Annotated in this window: 10 protein-coding genes and 1 pseudogene; 8 read left to right on the top strand and 3 right to left on the bottom strand. The window is 67.4% G+C overall.

Annotation, left to right across the window (positions count from 1 at the left end; translation table 11 throughout):
* Positions 1 to 103 precede the first annotated feature (103 nt).
* Positions 104 to 1549 (top strand): serine/threonine-protein kinase, encoded by a 1446-nt coding sequence (locus WBG99_RS08270; RefSeq protein WP_338895710.1) that lies wholly within the window; start codon positions 104 to 106, stop codon positions 1547 to 1549.
* 71 nt (positions 1550 to 1620) lie between these two features.
* On the opposite strand, the gene WBG99_RS08275 is transcribed toward WBG99_RS08270, so the two are convergent.
* Positions 1621 to 3450: an N-6 DNA methylase gene (locus tag WBG99_RS08275; protein WP_338895711.1), complete on the bottom strand. Its 1830-nt coding sequence runs from the start codon at positions 3448 to 3450 to the stop codon at positions 1621 to 1623.
* 1046 nt (positions 3451 to 4496) lie between these two features.
* On the opposite strand from WBG99_RS08275, the gene cas3 reads away from it, so the two are divergent.
* Positions 4497 to 7232, top strand: a complete 2736-nt coding sequence (gene cas3 / locus WBG99_RS08280; protein WP_338895712.1) for a CRISPR-associated helicase Cas3' — start codon at positions 4497 to 4499, stop codon at positions 7230 to 7232.
* A 135-nt stretch (positions 7233 to 7367) separates the two neighbouring features.
* The gene (locus tag WBG99_RS08285) at positions 7368 to 7577 is read left to right on the top strand and encodes a type I-E CRISPR-associated protein Cse1/CasA (RefSeq protein WP_338895713.1); all 210 of its coding nucleotides are present in this window, start codon (positions 7368 to 7370) and stop codon (positions 7575 to 7577) included.
* A gap of 111 nt (positions 7578 to 7688) precedes the next feature.
* Here the strand turns inward: WBG99_RS08285 and WBG99_RS08290 are convergent, their stop codons facing one another.
* Together WBG99_RS08290 and WBG99_RS08295 are read right to left on the bottom strand one after the other, a co-directional pair.
* Positions 7689 to 8522, bottom strand: coding sequence for a transposase family protein (locus tag WBG99_RS08290; protein WP_338895175.1), 834 nt, complete (start codon positions 8520 to 8522; stop codon positions 7689 to 7691).
* 73 nt (positions 8523 to 8595) lie between these two features.
* Positions 8596 to 9132: a hypothetical protein gene (locus tag WBG99_RS08295; RefSeq protein ID WP_338895714.1), complete on the bottom strand. Its 537-nt coding sequence runs from the start codon at positions 9130 to 9132 to the stop codon at positions 8596 to 8598.
* Positions 9133 to 9297: 165 nt separating this feature from the next.
* On the opposite strand from WBG99_RS08295, the pseudogene casA reads away from it, so the two are divergent.
* From casA to cas6e, 5 genes and pseudogenes are all read left to right on the top strand, one after another.
* Positions 9298 to 10799, top strand: a pseudogene (casA, locus tag WBG99_RS08300) (type I-E CRISPR-associated protein Cse1/CasA).
* Positions 10796 to 11413, top strand: coding sequence for a type I-E CRISPR-associated protein Cse2/CasB (gene casB / locus WBG99_RS08305; RefSeq protein WP_338895715.1), 618 nt, complete (start codon positions 10796 to 10798; stop codon positions 11411 to 11413). The pseudogene casA and the gene casB overlap by 4 nt, the downstream one beginning before the upstream one ends.
* Before the next feature lie 4 nt (positions 11414 to 11417).
* Complete coding sequence (gene cas7e, locus WBG99_RS08310) at positions 11418 to 12593, top strand: type I-E CRISPR-associated protein Cas7/Cse4/CasC (protein ID WP_338895716.1); 1176 nt, start codon at positions 11418 to 11420, stop codon at positions 12591 to 12593.
* On the top strand, positions 12590 to 13369 hold the full coding sequence (gene cas5e, locus WBG99_RS08315) for a type I-E CRISPR-associated protein Cas5/CasD (protein WP_338895717.1): 780 nt from the start codon (positions 12590 to 12592) through the stop codon (positions 13367 to 13369). The genes cas7e and cas5e overlap by 4 nt, the downstream gene beginning before the upstream one ends.
* 11 nt (positions 13370 to 13380) lie before the next feature.
* Complete coding sequence (gene cas6e / locus WBG99_RS08320; RefSeq protein ID WP_338895718.1) at positions 13381 to 14133, top strand: type I-E CRISPR-associated protein Cas6/Cse3/CasE; 753 nt, start codon at positions 13381 to 13383, stop codon at positions 14131 to 14133.
* Positions 14134 to 21381 lie beyond the last annotated feature (7248 nt).

The following is a 21381-nucleotide window of genomic DNA, read 5'->3' on the forward strand; positions in this document are numbered from 1 at the left end:
CTGGGCGCATCCGCCACGCAACGGTCCGGCGGAACCGGAAACCCCATCACCGTCGCGCCTCTCTTCGTGACGGACGAGGGACGCTTCGGAGGCAAGGGGCGGCATGAAGAAGGACGACGTGCTGGGCGGCCGGTACAAGCTGCGCAAGCACCTGGGCAGCGGCGGCATGGCCGTGGTCTGGCAGGCGGAGGACCTGCGGGACGAGAGGCTGGTGGCCGTCAAGTGCCTGCGCACGAACAGCGATCTTCTGGACTCACTGGACGAAGACGAAGCACACGAGGAGCTGGGGCGCATGCGTGGCCGGTTCCGGCGCGAGGGCGCACTTCTCGGACGCATGCGCAACAGGAGCATTCCCGAGCTGTACGACCAGGGATCCCACGGCACCGAGCCCTACCTCGTCATGCGCTTCGTCGACGGCAAGCCCCTGCACCGCTTCCTGGACCAGTACACCCCCACCGTCGGCGTCGCCGCAGCCATCGGAGTCCAGATCGCCGAGGCGCTAGCCTGCGCCCATGACGTTCCGGTCGTGCACCGTGATCTCAAGCCGTACAACTTGATCATCGACGAGAGCGGTGTGGTCGTCCTCATCGACTTCGGCATCGCCAAGCCACTCTGGCCCGGCGTCACGGACTACACCCAGCACGGTTCCACTGTGGGCAGCAGGGGGTACGAGGCCCCGGAACAGATCCTGGAACGCCAGATCACCCCGAAGACCGACCTATACGCGCTGGGTTGCATCCTTTACCACCTGCTGACCGGCCACCCGCCATTCTCCGGGGACGGCCTGAAGCACCAGCACGTCAAGGACGCTCCGATCCCGCCGACCTGCCACGTCGGGCACATCCCGGCGGAGCTGGAAGCTCTGGTGCTGAAGTTGCTGGCGAAGGAGCCGGAGGACCGGCCGGTTGACGCCCGCGCGGTAGCGGAGGCGCTGCGGAAGTACGCGCCGCGCCCGGGTGACGCCGCCCCTTCCCCTCGGTTGGAGCCGGACCCTACGCGTCCGTTGCGCCTGCCGGCTGAGTACGACCTGCCCGCCGCGCCTGCGGCACCGGCGATCGCGACCAGGCCAAACAGGAGGCACCGCACTTCCGGGTTCCTCAGCCGCAGGGTGTTTCAGGAGCTCACCGCCGAGGCCGAGACCGAGATCGATGTCGGTGAGCCCGCGAGCGCGGTCGACAGACTGGCGGAGCTGCTGCCGGCCGCCCGCCGGGACTGGGGCGCCTTCGACCCACGGGTCCGGGCGGCCCTCCGTGTGGCCGCGAACGGCATGCGCATTGCCGGGCGCTGCAAGGAGGCGATCGCGCTCTACGAGGATCTGGCCCTGCGGGCGGAGGGCAACGTGAGCCCGAACGATTTGGCCGACTACCTGGAAGGCACGCTCGGCGCGGCGGAGTGCCGTATCCCGTTCGGCGACCTGCTCCCTGCGGCATCGGCGCTGGCCATGGTGCTTGAAGAGCTGCCCCGCGTCACCGGCCCTCGCGCCCAGGTACTGGCAGAGCGATGCCACGACGTCGGTATCGAGCTCGACGAGCTGGGCTACGAGATGTAGGCGGACGACCTGGCGCGGGTGCCCCTCCGCATTCGCTTAGATGATGCGGGACCGGCAGACTCACCGGGCGATCAGTGCAGCCTTCCAGCCGCGAGCCCGTCCCCGAGGCCCCGGACAAGGCCCTCGCCCACCGCCGCAAGGGAGCGAAGTGACTCCTCCAGTGCAAGCAGTTCCCTGAAGGCCGCCGCGTAAGGCCGCTGTTCGGTGAGAGAAAGCTGGAGTACCTGCAATTTACGTACGTCGATGCGGGCCGAACTGGAGGTGTGGGAGCCAGCCTGCCGCGCGTTGGCCGGAGCTCGCAGGCAGCCCGCGAGAAACCAGGCGTCGAGCAGTTCGGGGTCCGGGTGCAGCGCGTATAGCTGAGGCCCGAGCACCAGGGGCGTGTCCACCTGGACCCATACGCGATAGGCCCGTTCCACGCCCACCACAACAACGTCCCCCGGCTCGGCCACGGTGAGCGCGCCGGTTCTGGCACCCTTCTCCACCACGGCCCCGGCAAGCCAGCCGCCCGGCCCCCCTCCCTGTACCAGGTCGGGAACGCTCAGGACTGGCACTGCACCGTGCGGAAGTGCATCGCCGTGCAGGAGTTCGCGTGGAAGCGTCTGCCCCTGCCGCAGCTTGAGCGCGTGGGCGCGGTCCAGGTCCGAGACCATAACCGTGGATGCGGCATCGCCGCCCCCCGCCAGGTCGATCGTGGCGAGGGTACGGGAATGACCGCGCACCTCGTCGAGCAAACCATCCAGGCGCCCCCAGGATTCGTGGAGTTTTACCTGGGCCTCCATGGCCGTCTCCGGCACGTAGCGTGCGGGCGTGAGATCCGTCTGCTCGTCGAGCAGGTCCATCACGGGGACGGTGACGCACCCTTCGGGTAGCCGCTCCCCCGCTCCCGCCTGCTGGCCCTCGGACCAGGAGTGGGCCTGTACCGCGTCGAGGACCTGAACGCTCAGCCGGGGCCAGTCGATACCCTGAGCTCCCCGGCCCGTGCCCTGCGAGGTCGCCGCGTCGAGCAGGAACAGCCGCTCACCCGGAGCCGTCCCGCCGTCGGAGGCGGGCGCCCTGAGAATCCACAACTGGAGTGAGACGCTATGCGGTTGCGCGGCACCGGCTGGCAGCGCGACGACTCCTCGCAGCGCGCCCGTGCGCAGCAACGCCCTGCGGATGCGCCTGCCCGCACGCCGGGAGGCCACCGCCGGTGGCAACAGGAGTACGGCGACACCGCCGGGCGCCAGGCGGGCCAGCGCATGCTCGACCCAAGCGAGTTCGGGCTCTGTCCTCGGTGGCAGGCCGTAGACCCAGCGGGGGTCGGTGGCCAGTTCCTCATGACCCCAGTCGCGCGCGTTGAATGGGGGATTGCACAGGACGGCGTCGGCCCGCACGACACCGTGCGGGTCTGCGCGGAGCGAATCTCCCGCCCTGATCTCCGTGCCCACCCCTCCCACGTCTGCGCGGGCAAAGCCCAGCCGGGCGGCTGCCAGCGCGGCAAGCACCGGGTCAAGGTCGGCCCCGAGGAGCGTCGGAGCCGTGGAGTTGGCCTTGGCCCCCCGCTCCCCCATGCCCTCACCGGCGGCCAGGAGCAGCCCACCAACGCCACATGCGGGGTCGAGGACGGTAATCCGCACATCCGTGCCCCCTGGCCCTCCGGCTCTGACAGTCAGAGCGATGTCCGCCATCAGCCGAGCGAGTGGGGCCGGAGTGGTGCTGACCTGCCGCACATGGGCGTCGAGCCAACGTGAAAGCAGGAAGTCGAAGGTCGCGCGGCCTCCTTCGTGGCGTGCGGCATCGACCGTCTCGTCCACCACACGGACGGCCTCTTCCGGAAGGGAGGACTGCTCGGGCACGGCCTGGCCCGCGCCCTCCGCGGCGAGAAGGCGGCGGCCAGCTTCCGCGAGTGCCGCACCCATGACCGCACGTTCGCCCAGCGCCTCATAGTGCGGCCACAGCCGCTCACGCAGCCCGATCCGCTCAATCTTTCCATGGGCGTACAGCCAGCGTTCGACGTCGGCCAGGGAGAACTGCGGGCTGGTGTCCGTTCCCCGACGGGTGTTGGGAACGAGTCGTGGCGGCGCCGCCAGTTACTTACCGCCGCTCTGCCTACACCCGCGATGCGTGCAATTCCCGCCAGGGTGACGGGCGCGTCGATGGAGTCTGACATGTGATTCTCCGAGCGGGGGGCGACTTTCGGACGGGCCTGACACGGGGACGCCAGCATCGTAGATCAGCCACCCTACACCGGCAATCATTGACTGAGTTCACAGACGCCTCGACGGTCGCACGCCCTTCCGGCCGGCCCCGTCGACCGCACCCCCGCCCTCCTTGCCGCGGCCACGGCTCCTGGCGCCCGCCGGCAACCGCCTCCCCAAGGCACCCATCAGCAACTGCCCCCGGGCGGGCTCGGGCTCAGCGACCGATGTAAAGGAAGCGCGTGTAGCGCGCGTACGACAGCCCGCGCTGCCGGAGCTTGGCGGACTTCACCGCGGCGCTCAGCGTCCCATGGAGGGCGCTGTTCTGCTGGAGCGCTACTGTGCGCTGGCTGAACTCCTGTCGCTGTTGCGCTCGTGGGATGCGCGCGCGTGGAGATCACCCCGACGGCATAGGCCCCGGGCGCTGCAGGGCGCGCACCTTGTCGAGGTCCGGACCATCTCCACCTACGCGGAGCAGACGTGGACTTCATGCACCTGGTACTGCGATCCGGCGGGCCATCTCCGCCTGCGCGGAGCAGACCAGCCCTCGGGCCGCATGGCAAGTGCTGCGATCGGGCCATCTCCGCCTGCGCGGAGCAGACCCTCTTTCACCTGGCCTTCTGTGGCGGATTTGCTGTTGGTTTATCAAAATGCAAGACCAGCCTTCGGGAGAGACGGCCATGGTTGTCACAGTAGCGCGTGCGGGATTTCTGCTGTCCTCTGTCAGAGGCTGCCGGTAGGACTGTGCGGGAGGACGTGGAGGCTGGATGTCGAAGTTGTCTGACGTGGATCGGCTCTTGTGGGCGAAGACGTGGCGTCGGAATCGTTGGGCGCCGGATACGCCGCCCGGAGCTTTGTGGCATTCGTTGATCGCGCATGTGTGGGACAGCGGTCACGCGGGTGGTTGGTTGTGGGATCACTTTCTCGCGCTCCAGGTTCGCCGGTTGCTCGCTGCGGACCTGGCGGAGGATGCCCAGTCGGCTCGTGTTCGGTTGGTGTGGTTGGCCGCTTCGCATGATCTGGGGAAGGCGACGCCGTCTTTCGCCGGCCTGGATAGCTGCCGCCGAGCGGAATTGATGGCTGTTGGGCTGCCGGTGGATCTGTCCGTCAGGGGCTCACTTCCCCACAGTTGGCTGTCAGGGCGCTTGATCTTCGACATGTTGTGCGCCGAGGGGTGGGATGCCGAGGCTGCCGAGTTCGTGGCCCTGACGCTGGCTGGCCATCATGGTGTGTTCCCCCGGGTGGGTTGGCTGGATGAGGGCATCCGGGCCAAGCGGCGGGGTACCGGTGCGTGGCTGCCGGCGCAGGATGCCGTACACAGGGCAGCTGTAGAAGGCAGCGGAGCTGAGCTGTTCCTGGAGAAGTGGTGCCGGAGTGTGCCGTCGGTGCCGGCCCAGTTGGTGCAGGCTGGCGCGGTGACGCTGGCGGACTGGCTGGCCAGTAACGAGAATCTCTTCCCTTATGAAGGCCGTTTTCCGGACGGATACATGAGGACTTCCGCCTCCCGCGTCCAGCACGCGGGTGAGGTCATGGGGGTGCGGGGAGCTTGGAAGCCGGATGCAGAAAGCGCTCGGTTGGGAGCGCGTGCGCTGTATCGGTCTCGGTTCGGCATTGCTGAGCCGCGTTCCGTACAGGAGGCAATCTGTACGGTCGCGTGCTCTGTGCGTAACCCTGGTCTCCTGATCCTTGAGGCGCCCATGGGAGAAGGCAAGACGGAGGGCGCCCTGGCAGCGGTGGAAGTGCTAGCCGCCAGGCTGGGCGCGAACGGGGTGTTCTTCGGTCTGCCCACGCAGGCGACGGCGAATCAGATGTTCGGGCGGGTCGTGAAGTGGTTGGAGCGACAGGGGGCCGACACGACGGTGGCGCTGGCGCACGGGAAAGCGGCACGGCAGGAGGACTACCGGGCTCTATTAAGTAGTGCCGTAGGGGTGGACGAGTGCACGGGGCTGATCGCGTCGCTGTGGGTCCAAGGCCGCTACCGGGCGCTGCTGGCACCGGTGGTGGTGGCGACGGTTGACCAGTTGCTGCTGGCGGGCCTCGCGTCGCGCTATGTGTCGGTGCGGATGTTGGGTCTGGCCGGGAAGGTGGTGGTCCTGGACGAAGTGCACGCCTATGACGCATACATGTCAGGGCTGTTGAAGCGGGTGCTGGAGTGGCTCGGTGCGTGCGGTGTGCCGGTGGTGTTGCTGTCGGCGACTCTGCCCGCTAGGCAGCGGCAGGAGCTGCTCGATGCGTACGCGGGGCGGCGATTGGCACTGGTAGACGACGAGGCGTATCCGCGGCTGACATGGGCTGACGCCCCCGGTAGTGGCCGACCAAGCTCGGCGCCGCAGGTTACTGCTGCGACGACGGATCGCGGGCTGGGGGTGCAGGTGGAGATGCTGCCGGAGCCGGATGTCACCGCGGTCGCAGAACGTGCAGTGGAGATGGTGTCGGAGGGTGGGTGCCTCCTGGTCATTCGCAACACGGTGGACAGGGCGCAGAAGCTGGCGGCGCAACTGCGGGGAGTTCTTGGGGAGGACGCTGTCACGCTGATGCACGCGCGGTATACCGTGGCCGACCGTCGGCGCCTGGAGACGAGGCTGATCGAGCGGTTTGGGCCGGCCGGGACGCGGCCTGTGCCGCACGTGGTGGTCGCCACGCAGGTGGTCGAGCAGTCCTTGGACGTGTCGTTCGACGGGCTCATCTCGGATCTGTGCCCCATTGACCTGCTGTTCCAGCGCATTGGTCGGATGCACCGGCATTTGGTGGCCGACCGCCCGAGGATGCTCGCGCAGGCTCGGGTTGTCGTGACCGGTTATCAGGTTGGCGTCGACGCGCCGCCTTCGGTTCCGGCTGGGTCGCGCACCGTGTACGGGGATCACCTGTTGTGGCGCACAGCAGCGGTATTGCTGGACCGGGGCGTGCTGGAGATGCCGGTTGCCATTCCAGAGCTGGTCAACCGTGTCTACGGCGATGAAGGGGTGGGGCCGGATTCCTGGCAGGAGCGGTTGGTTGAGGCGGCGCGCCAGGATGAGGAAGATCGTGACCGGATGGCGACGCTGGCGGCACAGGTGACTCTGCCCAGTCCGCGCGATGTGGAGACCCTGGCGGACCTCCACAGGGATGCCGCCTTCAGTGGTGAGGACGATGACGGCACGGCGCAGGTCCAGGCGCTGGTGCGGCTCGGGAAGCCGTCGTTGGAGGTGATCTTGATGCGTGGGGGAGCCGCTGCGGGCACGGCTGCGTCTGTCTCCGCTGGAGAAGGCTCAGTGGTGTCGCTGGGAAGCCTGCCGGATCCGGATGGAGTCGAGATGGTGCTGGACCAGGCGATCCGGTTGCCCGGGTGGTCGCAGGAGCTGACGGATGCCGCGGGCGCAGCTGCCTTCACTCCGGAAGCGTGGCGGGACTCTGCGTGGCTGGGTTCGGTCCGCGTGCTCCTCCTTCCAGCGGATGGCCGGCCCCTGCGGTTGGGTCGCAAGAGGGTCACTTACTGCTCACAGGATGGCTTGCAGATCGTCTGATCGGTCTCCTCTCAGCCTGTTTTTGCAGTTCATCGCCCGTTGTCAGTGGGGTCCTGTAGGTATGTGAGTCCGCGCCAGGCACTTGAAAGACGCCTGGACGCAGGGTGATTCGTCATGCCTACGCGCTGGAGCGGTATGGAATTCAACCTGGTCGACGACGACTGGATCCCGGTCGTCCTCACCGACGGCACGTCTGCGGAGGTATCCCTGCGCAGCGTCCTGACACGCGCTGGCCAAATCCGGAGCCTGGCCCTCGACGCCCCTTCCCAAATTCCGCCGGTCATGCGTCTGTTGCTGGCTGTACTGCATCGCGCTCTGCAGGGGCCGACCAGTGAAAAGCAGTGAGGCTCCGCCAAGCTCGTTTCCGCAGTTCAGTGGGGCTGGTGTGATGCGTTGGTGAGGTCCTCACGCTGGCAGGTGGCGTGATCGTCGGGGCGAGATCATCCGCCCGCTCCGTCAGCGCTGTACTTCGCTGTTCGCCAGAACGAGCAGGGCCCGCAGGAGCGTGGTCGCCTGCCGGGTGTCCGTGCGGAGTTTGGTCAGGATCCGCCATGACTTGAGGTTCGCGAAGCCATGTTCGTTGGCGGCGCGTTCGCGGCTGACCAGGCGGTTCGCTTCCCTCTCGGCGACGGTCAGCTTGTGGTTGCGGGTGGCCTTGCGGCCGGTGATGATCACCGGGTCGTCTTCGGGCTTGTCGTCGAGGCCGACGAAGCCGAGGTCGGCCAGGGCGCCGAGGCCGGCTTCCCTCAGGTGTCCGGTGATCTTGTTGTGGCGGGCGGTGGTGATCTCGCTGGACCGGCCGGGCTTGGCCGCGGAGATCCAGATCAGGTTGCCCTTCTCGTCGGTGACAGCGAGAAACAGCAGGCCATGGGCCTTATGTTTGCCGGAGTAGTTCTTCCGGTCGTCCCTCCCGGTGCGGCGGTGGGTGCGGATCAGGGTGCCGTCGAGGAGGACCACGACCCCGCCGCTGCGGGCGATCTTCTTGCATGCGCGGTCCAGGCGCGGGGCGCGGGCGGCCAGCAGCTTGACGACTTCCTTCACCCAGCGGCGGACGGTGGATTCGCCGACCTGGTTGCCGCCGGCCATGTCGGCCAGGCGCTGGTCGTGACGGAGTACGGCGAGCACGATGACGGCCTGCTTACCGGGTTCGGCCTTGCGCCAGACAGAGCGCATCCGGTTGCGGCGTTGGCGTATCAGGTCGGCGACGAGATCGATGGTCCGCTTCGACAGCGGGAGGCGGACCTGGTAGACAACATCCCGAGGGCCCTCGGCGGGCTGGTTTTTGGTCACACACTTACCAACTCCCGCCGGGGGCACTCGCGTTATGGCAGGAATCGGCCCGTCCGGCCAGCGGCGTTACTGGTCAGCGGGGAAGGTAACGCCCGGACGCGGTACGTGAGAGCCAGCCCCGGTCGGCAAGTTTGCGCAGCTGGCCCCGGACCGGCTCGATCTTCGCCGGACTCGCCTCCCGGCCCAGCCCGAGGGCGACGTCCTTGGCCATCACCGGACCGTCCGCCCCGGCCACGATCTCCATGATCCGTCGATATTCTGAGGTCAGGACCTCCAGTCCCATCCCCTCGACGCGGTCCGGCACCACTCGCATCCCGCCCGCACCCGGACCCACCGTCACAACGGCCGGCTCCGGCTCCGGCTCCGGCTCCGGCTCCGGCTCCGGCTCCGGCTCCGGCTCCGGCTCCGGCTCCGGCTCCGGCTCCGGCGACACGATGCCCGGCGGTCGCCGTCCACCATCAGTGGCCTCGGCCCACTGCCCGAACACCACCTCGGCGGCCTCCAACCGGGCGACCTCCGTTTCGAGTTCACCCAGCTCCTTGCGCAGCAGCTCGGCACGTTTCGCCAGCTCAAGCCGCCGCTCGATCGTCCACGCCAGCACGTCCGTCATGAACATCCCTCCCAGCGCAGAACCTACGCGGCGACCCCCGAACCTCACTCCAGAACCCACGAGAACACCTGCGCCAGACGATCTCGTGCTAACGATCACCCCACCTGCCAGCGTGAGGACCTCACCGACCCATCACACCAGCCCCACTGAACTGCGGAAACGAGCTTGGCGGAGCCTCAGTGGGTTTCCTGGTGGGACGCTGGGGCCTTCGACGCCGAGGTGGTCGGGAGATACCTCGATGAGCACCGAGCACGGTTCGACCTGTTCGACCCGCAGTCGCCTTTCATGCAGGTGGGAGGGCTGGAAGCGCTCAACGGAAAGACGAAGACCGCAGCTCTGCTGCTCCCGCACATCGCCAGCGGGAACAATGTGCCGCTGTTCTCGGCCGAACGCGATGACCAGCCGGCCGCGTTGTCTCCGGCTCAGGCCGCACGGTGGCTGCTGCACGCCCATGCCTGGGACACCGCGGCGATCAAGACCGGAGCCGTGGGCGACGACCAGGCCGTCAGGGGCAAGACGCTGTCCAACCCTGTCGGATCGCTCGGCCAGCTCGGCGTGGTCATGCCCATGGGACCCACGCTGTGGCATTCCCTGATGTGCAACCTTCTGCCTCTCACCAGCTCTGAGGCCGGGGGACGGACTTGCCGGTGTGGGAACGTCCCCCTCTGTCGGCGCAGTGGTCGCAGCGGGCGCCGCAAGGACGGCTCGAGCTGTTCACCTGGCCTGCACGCCGTATCCGTCTGGTCCCCGAACCCGCCCCGGAAGTACCGGGGCAGTTCGTGGTGCGACAGGTCGTGGTGTGTGGTGGGGACCGGCTCTCGTTGGAGACCGGTCAGGACCTTCGAGCATGGATGCGCAGTGAACCGCATTCGGCGTGGAAGCGCAGTTCGAACCTGGAGAAGAAGCGCAGCTTCCCCTTGGTGTACTGGCCCGTGCGCCACCAGGTTGAGCGGCAGCTGTGGCGCGGGCTGGGCCCGCTTCTGGCACGCGCGGAGCCGACCACCGCATCAGCAGTCCGGGACGCGCCGACGTTCCAGGGTCCTGCGGTGCTGTCTCAGCTGGGCAGCAGAGCACGCATGACAGCCCTGAAAGGCATGCCTCTGCACGTTCTCGCGGTCGGCTTCGAGTACGGCAACCAGAGCGCGGTGATCAACGAGGCGTACGGGGACGTGCTCCCTCTGCCCGTGATCGTTCTTTCCGCCCAAAGTGACGAGTGGCGCCACGCCGTGCTCGACGCGGTCAGGGCTACCGCCGCTGCCGTGCACGCGCTCGCGAAGCTAGCCGAGAACCTGGCAGTCGCCTCGGGGTGCCGCCCTTCCGAGGAGGGACTGCTGGCCGGGCACCGGGAGCGCGCCCGAGAGACCGCGTACGCCGCCCTGGACACACCATTCCGACGGTGGCTGTCCTCACTAACCGAGAGCGACGCCGACATCGATCAAACCCTCGATCTATGGGCGAACGAGGTCCGGACCATCATCCGGGCCAGGTCCGGCACGCTCCTGAACGCCACCAGCCCGTCAGCGTGGCATGGCCACGAAACAGAGGACGGCCAGGTCATGGACGCGTCCCTCGCAGAAATCTACTTCCACAGTGCTCTGCACAAAGCACTGCACGAACTTCTCGCCCCTGAAGACGACCCGGACGACCTGGAGCCACCCACGCCATGACCACGACCAGCAACAAGAAGCCCTCCACCGAGCCACCTGCATGGCACAAACGCCTCGTCACCCAGCTCCGGGCCATCGACCGGGACCCGGGACTTGCCGCCGCCTGCCGCCGAGGACGCAACAGGGAGCCCCTCGACGAACTGGACATGCACCAGCCCATCTCCTACGTACTGGAGGGCAACGAAAACACACCGCTCGCCGAGTACGTGCCCTCATGGCAGCGCGACGAGGTCATCGCAGCCGTTCACCACACCCTCGCCCTGTACGCGTGCCACGCGCAGTCCAAGTCCACCTCGGTGCACCGAGACGGCATCTCCCTGGGGGCAGCCATCCGCAGCCTGCAGAACGCAATGCCGTCGAAGGACGGCGCGTCCAGGCGCTTTCGCGCTGCCCAAGGCGCCGACTCGACGACCGAGCTGACCAGCCACGTGCGCTTCCTCGTCTCGCTCATGCGCACCTACAACGTGACTCTCGACTACGTCGCGCTGGCCGACGCCCTCGCAGCCTGGCACTCCCCCGCCCGGCGACAGGGCCTCAAGCGCATCTGGGGCATGGACTTCCACCGCACCCCTCACAAGCCCACCGACGCAACCACCGAACCGATCAAGGAGTAGCGCCATGGCCTTCCTCGACCTCCACATCCTTCAGAACGTACCGCCCTCCAACATCAACCGGGACCAGGACGGCAGCCCCAAGACTGCCGTCTTCGGCGGAGTCAGGCGCGCACGCGTCTCCTCCCAGGCGTGGAAGCGTGCCGCCCGCACCGCGTTCGAGGCAGACGGAGCCCTGGCCGGGGAGGACGCCGTCCGTACCAGGCAACTCCCCCAGATGATCGCGGACGAACTCACACAGAAGACACCGGCCCTCGCCGGCAAGGCGGATGCCATCGGCATGGCAGCGGCGTTCGCGATGTTCAAGGTCGCCGCGAAAAAGCCCTCTGCGAAGAAGGATTCCACCGGCGCACCGGCCGAAGACCGGCCCGTCACCGAATACCTCCTCTTCCTCGGCCGCACCCAGATCAGCACCGTCGTCGACGCCCTGGCCACCGAGGTCGACGCCCTCGCCACCGCGAGCACCGACAAGAAGATCGCGGACATCGTGGGATCGCTGGGTCTGAAAGAGATGGGTGTGACGGCTCACCCCGGCGCAGTGGCGCTCTTCGGCCGGATGGTCGCCAACTCGCCGGACACCGGAGTGGACGCCGGCTGCCAGGTCGCGCACGCCATCTCCACCCACGAAGCGATCACCGAGTTCGACTACTTCACCGCCGTCGACGACATGCAGAAGGAGGACAACAAAGGCGCCGGCATGATCGGGTCCCTGGAGTTCAACTCCGCGACCCTCTACCGCTACGCCACCCTCGACCTGCGCACCCTGCACGCCAACCTCGACAACGACCACGACAGCACCGTGAAGTCCGCCCTCGGCTTCGTACGCGCCTTCACCTCAAGCATGCCCACCGGCAAGGCCAACACCTTCGCCCACCACACCCGCCCCGAAGCCATCGTCCTCAGCCTCCGCGAAGACCGCCCCGTCAGCCACGTCGACGCCTTCGAACGCCCCATCGCCCGCAGCTCCGACGGCTACCTCACCGCATCCGTCGAGGCCCTGTTCACGCACATCCACGACGCAGACGAACAGTGGGGCGACGCCCCGGCCTGGTCCGCCGCCGTCTACCCCTCCGCGCTGCGCAACACCAGCCCTAATCTGCCTGCGCCCACGACGTGGAAGACCGCCCTCGACGAGGCTCAGAAGGCGATCACCGCGGCACTGCCCAAGGCTCCGACGACATGAGCGTCCTGATCCTGCGGCTCGCCGGCCCCCTGCAGTCCTGGGGCATCGAAAGCCGGCACACCATCCGAGCCACCCTCCCCTACCCCAGCAAGTCGGGCGTCATCGGGCTCCTGGCAGCCGCCTGCGGCATCCCCAGAGACTGCAGTGCCTCGCAAACCACCGGCCTCACCCTCGCCGACCTCGCCCCCCTCCGCCTCGCAGCACGCGCGGACCAGCCCGGCGAACTCCTCGTGGACTACCACACCGTCAGCGGCGCCTCCCACGCCCCCACCGACCCCGTCCAGCAACGCCTGCCCAAAGCCGACAACGGCCGACTGCAGGTCAAGGAATCCACCAAGATCACCCGACGCCACTACCTGAGCGACGCCGTCTTCACCGCCTACCTCGAAGGCGACGCGGAGACACTCGCCACTGCGGCACGCGCCCTCCAACGGCCCCGGTTCCCTCCCTTCCTCGGCCGCCGCTCCTGCCCGCCCAGCAAACCCCTACTCATCGGGCTCCAACACCAGACCTGCCTCGACGACGCACTGCGCGCCACACCTTGGCAGGCCAGCGACCGGACGATCGCCCGCCACCACGCCCGAGGACAGTCCAGCATCAGCCTGGACACCGTCATCGAAGATCCAGCAGGGACCGACGTCCTGCCCGACCAGCCGCTCCCGCCGACCACTCCCTTCCGGCGCCGGTACACCGAACGCCCCATCAGACACGGGCACATCACCCTGCCCCTGTCGACCCACAAAGCTGCCCACGACCCCTTCGACCTGCTCGGCTGACAGGACCCGCCATGTACCTCACCCGCGCCTACATCAACCCCCGCCGCCAAGGCGCCATCAAACTCATCGGCAACCCACGAGCCCTCCACGCCCTCATCATGGGCTGCTTCCCCGACCAACCCCCCACCCCACCAGGCCAAACACCACCCCGAATCCTCTGGCGCCTCGACAGCGACGACACCCGCCGCCCCACCCTGTGGACCGTCTCGCCCACCCGCCCCGACTTCACCCAGCTCATCGAAGACGCCGGATGGCCCGCCGCCGAAACACCCCAATGGGAAACAAAGACCTACACCCCACTCCTCAACCACATCCAAAAAGGCCAGCGCTACGCCTTCCGCCTCACCGCATCCCCCACACACCGCACCGCCTCCCCCGGCCCCAACCAACGCGGGCGCCGCCTCCCCCACACCACCACACACAACCAACTGCGCTGGCTCACCGAACGCGCAGAACGAAACGGCTTCACCATCCCCCTGGCCGGCAACTCCGACGACCTCGGACCCGACGGCGCAATCCCCCTGCAACTCCAACTACAACACCGCGGCAAGAACACCTTCGACAAACTCGACCACCAGGACAAACGCATCCGCGTCGCCCTCACCACAGCCACCTACGAAGGAGCCCTCCACGTCACCGACCCCGACGCCCTCCGCGCCCTCCTCACCACCGGCATCGGCCAAGGCCGCGCCTACGGCTGCGGCCTCCTCACTCTCGCCCGCCTTCCAGAACCCACGCAAAGAAACGGCAAAGCCATCCGGTAAGCGCAGGCCACAAAAGGTCCGCTCCGCGTACGCGGAGATGCTCCGTCCCTCATACCGTCGCTCCGTTGTCGGCAGCGGTCCGCTCCGCGTACGCGGAGATGCTCCGCCGCGGTGGCAGCAACCGACACGGCCAATGTCGTCCGCTCCGCGTACGCGGAGATGCTCCGCAGGGCAAGCGGCTGCGGGCCGAGCCGATCGCGGGCGCTCCGCGCAGGCGGAGATGTTCCGGACCCAGAATCCGTTGCCGTGGACTACTCCGCGCACGCGGAAATGTCCCGTTGTCTAGCGGCTCTTCCCAGCGATAAGGGTCGTCCGCTCCGCGTAAGCGGAGACATTCCGCTCCTGCCCGGCCGGCAGCGCACAGCTGACGTGTCCGCTCCGCATACGCGGAGATACCCCGATGTTCGCCGCCGCGACCATCAAGGTGATTCTGTCCGCTCCGCGTATGCGGAGACACACCGCTGTACGGGTCCGCGTCCCAGAATCTGGACGAATCCGCTCCGTGTACGCGGAGATGCTCGGCGCTTGACATCGCGTCCCCGTCGAAGGTCACGTCCGCTCCGTATACAGCGGAGATGCTCCGTCGTTCCACTTCCAGATCAGGTAGTTGATGACGTCCGCTCCGCGCACGCGGAGATGGTCCGCTGGCGGAGTCCATCGAGCTCCTAGCCGGCAATCGACTCCGCGAACGCGGAGATATTCCGTGGGCCTGCTCGACCGGGCTCGCGCGGCCACCGGTTCGCTCCGCGAACGCGGAAATGCTCCGTCCAGGTAGACCTCCGCTTTTTGGATCATGGCGTCCGCTCCACGTACGCGGAGATGCTCCGCGCTGGACCACCATGGGCTCGGTGGTCCGGTGGTTCACTCAGCATGCGCGGAGATGTTCCGTAGTTCTTCCAGACGACGGAGTCCTTAGCGTGATCCGCTCCGCATACGCGGAGATGCTCCGCACTGTGCGGCGTTGAGTGGGAGGATCCGTACGTCCGCTCCGCGCACGCGGAGGTTTTCCGGACCCCCGCGCCGTCGTAGCCCTGCTGCCCGCACTTCGCTCCGCCTACGCGGAGATACGCCGTTCGGCTCGCTGTTGAACTTGAGGGAGCCCTCGTCCGCTCCGCGTACACGGAGATGCCCCGTCGTGCAGTCCTCGACGTACAGGCCCGCGTCCGCTCCGCGCACGCAGAGATGTTCCGGCGGGTATCCTCGGCCAGACCGCTGGTACGACGTCTGCTCCGCGTCGGCGGAGATGCTCCGATGGCGAACTTCCTGACGGTCTACGGGGGTGGGTCCGCTCTGCGTAAGCGGAGATGCTCCATCCTCGACCATGCACGGATGAATCGGCACGCGGTCCCCTCCGCGTACGCGGAGATTTTCCGTAGAACCGGCAGTAGGTAGAGTTCGGCGCAGTGGCCGCTCGGCGTATGTGGAGATGTTCCGTGGGGCGCGACCTACCATCGGTTGGACGCCGCCATCCGCTCCGCAAACGCGGAGTTGCTCCGTCGATGGCCGCCTTCGCCTCGCACACGATCGGGCCTCCGCGTACGCGGAGGTGTTCCGTACCAGGCGTCCGATTCCTTGCCGCCCTGGATGTTTGCTCCGCGTGCGCGGAAGCGTTCCAGAGCGCCCGACGCGTCAAAGGACGTGCAGGCAGATCGCTCCGTAAATTGCGGAGGTGCTCCTTCCATAAGGTTGTCGACGACGATCACAGCCGGTTTCGCTCCGCGTACGCGGAGATACTTCGACCAACCAGCGCAACATCCAGGCTCGGTTCAAGTCCGCTCCGCGAACGCGGAGATGCTCCGTGGACCTCGGCGTAGGTGGACTGCCACAGCAGGGACCGCTCCGCGAACGCGGAGATGCTCCGGGGTCCGGCGTCCACGCCCCTGTGCAGACAAGTCCGCTCCGAGTAGCGGAGATGCTCCGTATATGGCGTTCGGGTCGTCGAAGGTGGCGGCTTCCGCTCCGCGTACGCGGAGATGCTCCGCGTGCTCTATGGGCGATGCCCCGGCGAGAGGCGTCCGCTCCGTAGACGCGGAGATATTCCGGAGAACCTGACGGGCGTAGCGCGCACTTTCGCTCCGCCAGGCGGAGATGTTCCGATGGTCTCCTGGACGTACTCCGGGGCCGGGGAGCTCGCTCCGCGAATGCGGAGATGTTCCGGACCCCCGCGCCGTCGTGGCCTTGCTGCCTGCGTACGCGGAGGTACTCCGTCGTAGACCATGGCGCGGATGGCACGTGCTGGTTCGCTTCGCGGTCGCGGAGATGCTTCGATGGTGATGCCCGTCGAGATGATCGTCCTGATGTTCGCTCCGCGTAGGCGGAGGTGCTCCAAAGGTAGTGACGATGCCCTCCGCGAACGCGTGGTTCGCTCCGCGTGCGCGGAGATGCCCAGGCCGTTGAGATCACCGAGCAGGCACGGCCGACATCCGCTCTGTGTTCGCGGAGATATTCCGGACCGGATGACTGGTCCACGGCGGCAGTCGGTCCCGCTCCGCGCATGCGGAGATGTTCCGTCGTACACGTCTAGGGCCTCGCGGATAGGCTGGTCTGCTCCGCGCACGCTGAGATGCTTCGGCGAACATCGGCGACCGCGCCCGCGGCGCCTCGTCCGCTCGGCGCAAGCGGAGATGTTCCGGACCCCGAATTCGTTGCCGTGGACTACTCCGGATCCGCGCCGCGCACGCGGAGATGCTCCGTAGACGCCGCTGTCAGTGCTGTGCCGTACCGTGTCCGCTCCGCGTATGCGGAGATGCTCCGGCGCTGGGGATCCACTCGCCGTCGCGCTTGATGTCCGCTCCGCGCACGCAGAGATACTCCGGGCGACGTCCTTACCTTCCCGCACCCTCTGTTGCCCGCTCCGCCTACGCGGAGATACTCCGACCAACCAGCGCAACATCCAGGCTCGTGCAAGTCCGCTCCGCGTACGCGGAGATGCCGGTGACGGCGCCGGCGGTGGAGTAGATGCCGTCCGCTCCGCGTAGGCGGAGATGCTCCTTGGGTCGACATCACCGCGGTGTTCGACAGCACGTCCGCTCCGCGTCGGCGGAGATGCTCCGTTGATGCCGTTACCGTCGACCTGGGCGTTGTGGTCCGCTCCGCGTACGCGGAGATGCTCCGGCGACCTACCCGGACGAGGCGCTCCAGATGTCGTCCGCTCCCGCGCACGCGGTGATGCTCCGCGGTTCTCATGACGGAGTTGTTGTCAGCTCCGCGTACGTGGAGGTGCTCCGTCTGTGGAGGTGAGGCGGGTGATGGCCTTGTCGTCCGCTCTGCGTACGCGGAGACACTCCGGAAGAGGGCCGGAAGCGCCGCATCGCGGCCGTGTCCGCTCTGCGTACGCGGAGATACTCCGGACCCCGAGTTCGTCGCCGTGGACTACTCGGGATCCGCTCCGCGTACGCGGAGATGCTCCGGCGTACCAGTGGTGTGGGAACGGGAGCCCGAAGTTCGCTCCGCGCATGCGGAGATGATCCCAGCCATCCGCGTGCGTCAATGGGCCGTCCCGAGTGTCGCTCCGTGTAGACGGAGATACTCCCATCATGGTGCCTACGGGAAGCTCGTCCCATCCGTCCGATCCGCATACGCCGAGGTGTTCCTCCATGAGGTTGTCGAAGACGATCACCGCCGGTCTCGCTCCGCGTACGCGGAGATGTTCCGTACCAGGCGTCCGAGTCGTCCCCTCCCTGGACGTTTGCTCCGCGTGGGCGGAGGTGTTCCGGCGAACTGACGGCAGCGCGCCACGAAGGCCAGGTTCGCTGCGCGTACGCGCAGATGGCCCGATGAACGGCAGCCGCACGCGGTAGCAGTTCAGGTTCGCTCCGCGTACGCGGATATGTTTCGTACCTCGAACGCCCGCTCACCGAGCAGGCCGAGTCCGCTCCGCGTACGCGGAGGTGCTCCGTCGGATCCGTGGACCTTCCCGCCAGTTCCAGAGTCCGCTCCGCGTACGCGGAGATGCTCCGACCCGCGGCCACCTCTTCCAGGATGCGGAGACGCCCGCTCCGCCTACGCGGAGATGCTCCGGCGCGTGCTTCCTCCAGCGACGGAAAGCCCTCTTCCGCTCCGCATGGCGGAGATGTTCCGTACATCAACGAGATGACTGCTGCGCTGCGGGGGTCGGCTCCGCGTACGCGGAGATGTTCCGTGGCAGATCCGTGACCTGTTCCCGAAGTCCAGATCCGCTTCGCGTATGCGGAGATGCTCCGTGACCCCAGGTGATGCCCGTGCGGCTCTAGCCGTCCTCTCCGCGTACGCGGAGATGTTCCGGAACCTGACAGGCGTGGCGCGCACTTTCACTCCGCCAGGCGGAGATGTTCCGATGGTCTCCTGGACGTACTCCAGGGCCGGGGAGTTCGCTCCGCGAACGCGGAGGTGTTCCGAACCCCCGCGCCGTCGTGGCCTTGCTGCCCGAGTACGCGGAGGTGCTCCGTCGTAGATCATGGCGCGGATGGCCACGTGCTGGTTCGCTTCGCGGTCGCGGAGATGTTCCGCCGAAGATCACCAGATACGCGGCAACGGCCAGGTCCGCTCCGCGCACGCGGAGATGTTCCGGCGATGATCGAGGGCCAGACCTACCACCTGGTGTCCGCTCCGCGTAGGCGGAGATGCTCCGTTGCCCAGGGGCCTTCGACTGCGTGCCGACGGCCGGGTAGTCGCTGTCCGCTCCGCACATGCGGAGGTGTTCCGATGACCCCAACGTGAGAGGTCAGATATCAGAAGTCCGCTCCATTGTTCCGTTCAAGGCCAAGATGGGCCGCGGCCACCGGGGGTCCGCTCCGCGTACGCGGAGATGTTTCGACGGTCGTGCACTGGGTGCCGATCACCCGCAAGTCCGCTCCGAGTGCACGGAGATACTCCAACGGCCGGCGGCGGCATCGGTCAGGCCATCTCGTCTGCTCCGCGTACGCGGAGATGTTCCGTTGTCGAAGACCTCGGGGTTGAGCGGGGTGGCGTCTGCTCCGCGCACGCGGAGATGCTCCTATCGGGGCGATCACCCACACGACCTGCCACAGGTTCCGCTTCGCGTACGCGGAGATGCTCCGGCCCTCTCGAAGGCGCTCCCCGCCCGCCCGAAGTCCGCTCCGCGTACGCGGAGATGATCCCAGCCATCCGCGTGCGTCAATGGGCCGTCCCGAGTCCCGCTCCGTGTAGACGGAGATACTCCCATGATGATCGCTAAGGGAAGCTCGTCCCATCCGTCCGATCCGCATACGCGGAGGTGTTCCGTCCATGAGGTTGTCGAAGACGATCACCGCCGGCTTCGCTCCGCGTACGCGGATATGTCTCGTGGGGTGCTACCTACATCGGTTGAACGCCGCAGTTCGCTCCGCGTACGCGGAGATATCCCGCTGTGGGAGCAGCGATCGTACTGGCACGTGCTGTCCGCTCCGCATACGCGGAGGTGGTCCAGGGTGCTGGCGGCGCAGCCAGAGCATGTCCTCGTTCGCTCCGCGTACGCAGAGGTGTTCCGGGTGCTCCCCAGGAACGGTTCCCTTTATCTCGTCTGCTCCGCGTACGCGGAGCTACTCCAATCGCCTTAGAGGTCGCGACCGGCCAGCTCCTGTCCGCTCCGCGTACCCGGGATTGCTCCGCCCACCAAACGGTCCGGGACCGCTCCGCCTACGCGGAGATGCTCCGTGGTCCGGGTACGGCAGTATGCGGCCCCGGGTGTTCGCTCCGCGTACGCGGAGATGCTCCGTCCTCGGCCTTGGTACCGAACAGGGCGACCGCGTTCGCTCCGCGCGTGCGGAGATGCTCCGCACCGCATGGCCGTCGTCTGCATTGCCCGCAAGTTTGCTCCGCGCTCGGGAGATGCTCCGCTGAAGGCTGGGAACACAGCCGACCTTGGCGTCCGCTTCGCGTACGCGGAGATGCTCCATGGGGCGCGACCTACATCGGTTGGACGCCGCCCTTCGCTCCGCATACGCGGAGATGCTTCGTTCGGTGCCACTCCAGAGGACCGGGCCCGGCTGTCCGCTCCGCATACGTGGAGGTGTTCCGATGACCCCCGCGTGGGAGGTCAGGTACCAAAGTCCGGTCCAAGTACGCGGAGATGTTCCGACCTCCCGGGCGGTCTGGAATGCGATTCTTTCGTCTCCTCCGCGCACGCGGAAATGTTCCGTGGATGGGTGGCGGCATCGCGGCCATCCTCCTGTCCGCTCCGCATTCGCGGAGATGCTCCGCTCGACGACGCCATCATCGCGCGCACCAAGGCGTACGCTCCGCGTGCACGGAGATGCTCCGGTGGTCGCCATGCCTGAAGTGCACGTCTTGACGTCCGCTCCGCGTACGCGGAGATGCGCCGCAGCGCTCCGACGTCGAGCCGGTGATCCCGTAGTCCGCTCCGCGTACGCGGAATTGCTCCGACCCGTAAGCAGCCCGGCACCTCAAGGCGCAGTCCGCTCCGCGTACGCGGAGATGCGCCGCGGATGTGCCTGGTCTACTGCGCCTACGGCTAATCCGCTCCGCATACGCGGAGATACTCCAGACCCCGAGTTCGTCACCGTGGACTACTCCGGATCCGCTCCGCGAACGCGGAGGTTCTCCGGACCCCCGAGGCGTCGTAGCCTGCTGGCCGCATTCGCTCCGCGTACGCGGAGATGCCCCGTTGCCCAGGGGCCTTCGACTGCGTGCCGAGCAAATCCGCTCCGCGTACGCGGAGTGCTCCGTTTACGACGTGCCCGTGACGGCCGGTGCCGTCGTCTGCTCCGCGTACGCGGAGATGCTCCGGTCGACATCTCTAACTGGACATATCGCAGCTGGAGTCCGCTCCGCGTACGCGGATATGTTTCGTGGTGCGCGACCTACATCGGTTGGACGCCGCCCTTCGCTCCGCATACGCGGAGGTGTTCCAGGGTGCGGATAGCGCAGCCAGAGGATCTCCTCGTTGGCTCCGCGCAGGCGGAGGTGCTCCACAGGCAGTGACGATCCCCTCCGCGAACTCATGGTTCGCTCCGCGTGTGCGGAGATACTCCATGGGGTGCGGCCGACTTCGATCCGAACCAGATATCTGCTCCGCGTACGCGGAGATGTTCCGTACTGGACAAAAGTTCAGCACACGGGTCCTGGGTCTGCTCCGCGTATGCGGAGATGCTCAGCTGTCGAAAACCCCGGGATTGAGCGGGGTGGCGTCTGCCCGTGCACGCGGAGATGCTCCGCCGGAGGAGGTGTAGGACCTCCTGTGGAGGCCGTCCGCTTCGCGTACGCGGAGATGCTCCGACGAAGAACAGGCAGCCGGGAACAGCGGGCGGG

It is taken from the genome of Streptomyces sp. TG1A-60, assembly GCF_037201975.1.
Classification (GTDB): domain Bacteria; phylum Actinomycetota; class Actinomycetes; order Streptomycetales; family Streptomycetaceae; genus Streptomyces.

Coding starts and splice junctions, on each gene's coding strand:
- WBG99_RS08270 (WP_338895710.1), top strand. CDS start 104: ATGAAGAAGGACGACGTGCTGGGCGGCCGGTACAAGCTGCGCAAGCAC.
- WBG99_RS08275 (WP_338895711.1), bottom strand. CDS start 3,450: ATGGGTGCGGCACTCGCGGAAGCTGGCCGCCGCCTTCTCGCCGCGGAG.
- cas3 (WP_338895712.1), top strand. CDS start 4,497: ATGTCGAAGTTGTCTGACGTGGATCGGCTCTTGTGGGCGAAGACGTGG.
- WBG99_RS08285 (WP_338895713.1), top strand. CDS start 7,368: ATGGAATTCAACCTGGTCGACGACGACTGGATCCCGGTCGTCCTCACC.
- WBG99_RS08295 (WP_338895714.1), bottom strand. CDS start 9,132: ATGACGGACGTGCTGGCGTGGACGATCGAGCGGCGGCTTGAGCTGGCG.
- casB (WP_338895715.1), top strand. CDS start 10,796: ATGACCACGACCAGCAACAAGAAGCCCTCCACCGAGCCACCTGCATGG.
- cas7e (WP_338895716.1), top strand. CDS start 11,418: ATGGCCTTCCTCGACCTCCACATCCTTCAGAACGTACCGCCCTCCAAC.
- cas5e (WP_338895717.1), top strand. CDS start 12,590: ATGAGCGTCCTGATCCTGCGGCTCGCCGGCCCCCTGCAGTCCTGGGGC.
- cas6e (WP_338895718.1), top strand. CDS start 13,381: ATGTACCTCACCCGCGCCTACATCAACCCCCGCCGCCAAGGCGCCATC.